Here is a 4863-nt window from a genome sequence, read left to right as displayed (position 1 = left end):
TATCGACCGGGAGTCTCACCACGTTGCCGCTCTTTATGTAGAGAAGCGATGACCCATCTCTGGACCAGAGGGCCATCTGGCCGGCCTTCGTGGCAACCGTCCTTGCGGATCCGCCCCGGAACGGAATAATTCGGATCTCCGACCCACCGACCTCTTGCACGCTGTACACAACGAACCGGCCATCCGGCGAAAGAGCGGGAAAAGCGGCGGAATCAAGACCCTGTTCGATCGAAACAGTATCCCTGGACGACAGGTCGAGAGCGAACAGGTTGGGTCCGGAGTTCTCCTCGACCTCGATATACAGCAGCCAGCGACCGTCTGATGACACGCTCGGATGCGAGCCGCCCTTTATTACGACTTCGTCTGTGCTCAGCTCACCATTGAACTGCTTCACAATCGACTGCTCCCCCCACCCAAACCAGCCGGTCGCGAAGAAGTAGGCATCTCCGTCGGGCATCCACGTCGGCAGCGAGTTGATCGAGTGGGACGAAATCGGCTCCCGGACGCCGGTCCGGAGATCGACACGGAGCAGTGGAACCTCCCAGGACGTCAGGGAGGTCGTCTCGCTTATCAGAACGGAGCGGCCGTCCGGAGAGAGTGCGGGAAGGCCCCAGATGTTGTCGTTGAGCTCGACGGCCAGCTCGCGGCGGCCATCCGGGTTCAGCCATTCGAGCCGACTCGCGGGCCTCGGCGGAGGATCCGGAACGTACAGCAAGTCTCCGTCGGGCGTTGTTCGAACGCGGAACCACTCCGTCTCAGGTAAAAGGTCCATGGGTGGTCCTGTGAACCGTTGTGTGCCGGCATCAAATGGGCGAACAACCATTCGGCCGCTGTCGGTTCCCAATTGGTACACGAGAAAGCCATCCTTCACATACCATCCATTGATGGCCGCCGGCTCGAGGATTCTCCACTCGCCGCTCGTCAGATCGATGGTGATCAAGTCCGCGTTCGTACCAGACGCGTACTGACGGCTAGAGATCAGCGTCTTCTGTTCGCGAAGGATCTCGCCGATGTAGATGAATTGCTCTCGACCTGGCAGCGTGTCGGCTCGGGCGACGAACTCTTCGGTGCCATCCGTAAGATTCTTTCGGTAAGCGTCGCCCGCCCTCTCGAATATGATCGATTCGTTCGACTCCCAGGCGGGCATGCCGCCGTTTGCAACAACGCTCACCGGCAACCCATTGGGAATAGAGATCAGGTAGATGCTGGATCCGTTTTGGGCTTCGATAACAAGTCGCGATCCGTCTGGAGAGAAGAACGGATAGTCCTTGTCGAATGTGTCTTCGATAAGCCGGGTCGTTCCCTCGGATAGATCGTGCAGGAAGATCCCGTGCGTCCCGGATGTGTCGGCGGCATCCAGCGCCAGGTATCGCCCGTCCGGTGACATGGCGGTATGCCGAATCCACTGCAGTCCCTCGAAGTGAAGTGTCAACTTTCGGAAAGGCTCGGCACGGCCCTCGTCGCCTCGGCCGATAAGCACCCACGCGAGTGCGAATCCCAGAATCAGTCCGGGCACAAGCCAGAGCCAGCTGCGGGATCCGTCTTTGGCGACTGGCTGAACGACCGAGCCCGGCGCGTCCACACCCGACACGGCGGACGGTGCTGTGCCAGAGAGACGAGTCGTAGCGGAAGATGCTGCGAACGTCGCTGAGCTCTGACTCGTTGCAACGCGGCGGAGATCGACGATCAGATCCGCAGCCGAACCGTAGCGCAACTCCGCATCCTTTGTCAGGCACTTGCTGACGATGCGTTCAATCTCCATCGACACGCCTGTGCGAACGGCCGTCAGCGGCTCGGGCTCCGCGTTCAGAATGCCGTAGATGGTTGCCTGCTCATAGTCGCCGAGGAACGGCATCTGGCCTGACACCATCTCGTACAAGATCACACCGAGCGACCAGACGTCGCTTCTCCGGTCCACCTCCTCGCCCCGCGCCTGCTCGGGACTCATGTAGGCCACCGTCCCTAGCGTCGAGCCCATCTGTGTCAGCTTCGTCGAGGCTGCCGTCTTCGCCAGACCGAAGTCGAGAATTTTCGGAACACCCGCCGACGTCAGCATAATGTTGCCGCTCTTGACGTCGCGGTGCACAATGTTCTTCTCGTGCGCCGCCTTCAGTCCATCGGCAACCTGTGTTGCAATGGAGATCGCATCCTGCAAAGGGAGTGGACCCTTGGCGACGCGTTCGGCTAGCGACTCTCCATCGATGTACTCCATCGCAATGAAGGGACGCTTCGCTTCTCCCTCCACGTCACTTTCGTCTATCTCGTAGACATGCGCGATGTTGGGATGATTGAGTGCCGCGGCCGCACGGGCTTCGCGATAGAAACGCGCCCGGTCATCTTCCGATGCCAGTGCATGAGGTGGCAGCAGCTTCAGCGCCACCGTCCGGTCGAGCTTAGTATCCTCGGCCTTGTAGACGATGCCCATCCCGCCCTGGCCAAGCTGGCCGACGACGCGGTAGTGCGATATGATGGTGCCGGGATTCACAGAGGTGGCCCTATGACGCGTTCAGGCGCTATGGGTTCGGCGAGAGGCGCTTGACGTGCTCAAACCAGTTGATCACGACGTTGACGGGTGGGGCGGACGCGTCTGTCTGGTCGTCATCTTCGTCGGTCACAACAGTCGGCAAGCCGGTGACATACATACCGGCATTGTCCTCCGTCAATGTGTAGGAGATTCGGGCCCGGTCGGTCCGGGCTACTTCCTCCGGATTTCCAAACCGAACTCGACTCCCAACAGGGGCAACCTCGACACGCATGAGGGAAGGCCCGTCCAGGAAATAGAGAAACTTGCCGTCCCTGGACCACTCGGGAGCCGAGCCCGGGCCATCGGAGACGTCCCACTCTCCCCCTTCGGCGCTGACTGGTTTGGCAAACACATGGTCCCGATGCTCGTACGCAATAAAGCGCCCGTCCGGGGAGAATCGTCCCCGCGTGGCTTCGTTTTCGATGACCCGGAGCGCACCGTCGCGAAGGTCAAGAAGGGTGACGGCGGTGAACGAACCTCTCAAGGCCTCACTCGCGGGTCCTTCACCCCGGTTTGCAAAGATGTTTGATCGCGTGAACGTCACGTACCGTCCGTCGGGTGACCAGTCGGGGTACTCAAGCCGGACCGAATCGGCATGCAGTATCCTCGGGCTCCCGGTCCCATCCGAGGACCGCACGATGAGGCGGCTCGAACGACCCGTCCCTTCGCGAAGGGACACTCTTCGATCTACGTATAGCAATGAGTCGCCGCCGGGCGACCACGTCGGCTCGTCCCCGCTGTTGTCGAACGTCAGGCGGTCCCGGAATCCGCTCTTGACATCAAGAACCCAGATATCCTGGTCTGGAATCGACTGGGGTCCGGTCCCGCCTACATCACTGATCTCGACGGCGAGCTGACTTCCGTCCGGCGAGAGGCGTAGATCCCAGTAGTTCTGCACCTCGAACGGCAGCGACCTCGCAGAACCTCCGAAGTCAAGCCTGTTTATGACCGAGTTCAAACCACCGAGGACGTTGCGGGCCGTGGCCTCGAGCGAGACGAACGTCCCGCCGGCGGACACTGCGAAGGTCCGCGGGTCAACGGACGATTCGAGGCTCGCAGGCACTCCGGCGATCTTTCGTTTCGTAACATCAAACGGGACTGCCATAAGCTCACCCTCGAGTTCGAAGATCAGGTGCCCCGTCGGAATCCACCTCGGTGCATAGCCTCCAAGCTCAAGCACTCCGATTCTCTCCAGCGAATCCAGATCCCACATTCCGATTCCAACGGACCCGCCAGCGTACTCGATTGTCGCGATCATCGTCTTCCCGTCCGGAAGGACAAAGGGCCAGTCGTGATCAAGCTCGCCTTCTTCCAGCGTGGTAACCTGCGTCGGCGACCCGCCGACGAGCGGCTTGATCCAGAGTGTTCCGAAATCCTCATAGATGAGTCTCTCATCAGGAGCCCACGCCGTATAGGGCCCCGGCTCGGTTGTCTCGTCGACCACCGTAATTGGCTTCCCACCGAACAGTGAGACGCGCTTCACGCCAGAGACCATCGTCATCATGATCCAGCTGCCATCAGGAGAAACGCGCAGCACGAGGGCGTCCTCCGTGCCATCGAGCGTCCTGACGGAACCATCATCCAGTTCAAGCACGCGTATGGGATCGCCTGTTTGCCCGACATAGACGACCGACGCGCCGTCGGGCGTAACGTCGAGTGCCGTCAATCGCTCAGCTTCGGGACTTGGGAGCGCCAGTCGTTTGACGGATCTCTCGACTTCGGATGAATCTCCACCGAATGCCCATACCCCCGCGGCTCCGACCAGTAGTCCCAACAGCAGAGCTATCCCTGCAACGAGGGCATTCGGACGACGACTTCTGGAGCCGGCGGCTGGCTCAATAGCTATGGCATCTACTCCACCTAAAGTGGCTGGCCGGACAGTTGTCGTGGTTGTCGATAGTCGCGAGGTCTGCACACTCGCTGCCAGATCAATCGCCTTAAGGTCCGCCGGAAGCTCGTCGACATGCTGGTACCGCAGATCCGGATCCTTCGCCAGCATCTTCGCGATGATCCCGTCGAGTGCCATCGGCACACCTGCGCGAAGCGTCGTCAGCGACTCCGGGTCCTCGTTCAGGATCCCATAGACTACCGCTTGCTCGTAGTCTCCCCTGAAGGGCAGCCGGCCCGTGATCAACTCATACAGGATCACGCCCAGTGAGAAGATGTCGCTCCGCCGGTCCACCTCTTCCCCCTTCGCCTGCTCCGGGCTCATGTAGGCGACTGTCCCCAGCGTCGAGCCCATTTGAGTGAGCTTCGTCGAGGCCGTTGTCTTCGCCAGACCGAAGTCGAGAATCTTCGCGACTCCCTTCGTGGTCAGCATGATGTTGCCGCTCTTGATG

The 4863-nt window shown here is 60.6% G+C and carries 2 protein-coding genes; both read right to left on the bottom strand.

Annotation, left to right across the window (positions count from 1 at the left end):
- The coding region (locus HKN37_15070) for a protein kinase (GenBank protein NNE47971.1) at positions 1-2485 on the bottom strand (2485 nt) is incomplete at its 3' end.
- Between the two features lie 28 nt (positions 2486-2513).
- On the bottom strand, positions 2514-4863 hold a 2350-nt coding region (locus HKN37_15065), incomplete at its 5' end, for a protein kinase (protein NNE47970.1).

It is taken from the genome of Rhodothermales bacterium (assembly GCA_013002345.1).
In the GTDB taxonomy this organism is placed as follows: Bacteria; Bacteroidota; Rhodothermia; order Rhodothermales; family JABDKH01; genus JABDKH01.
This window is presented reverse-complemented; position numbering and strand designations above follow the sequence as displayed.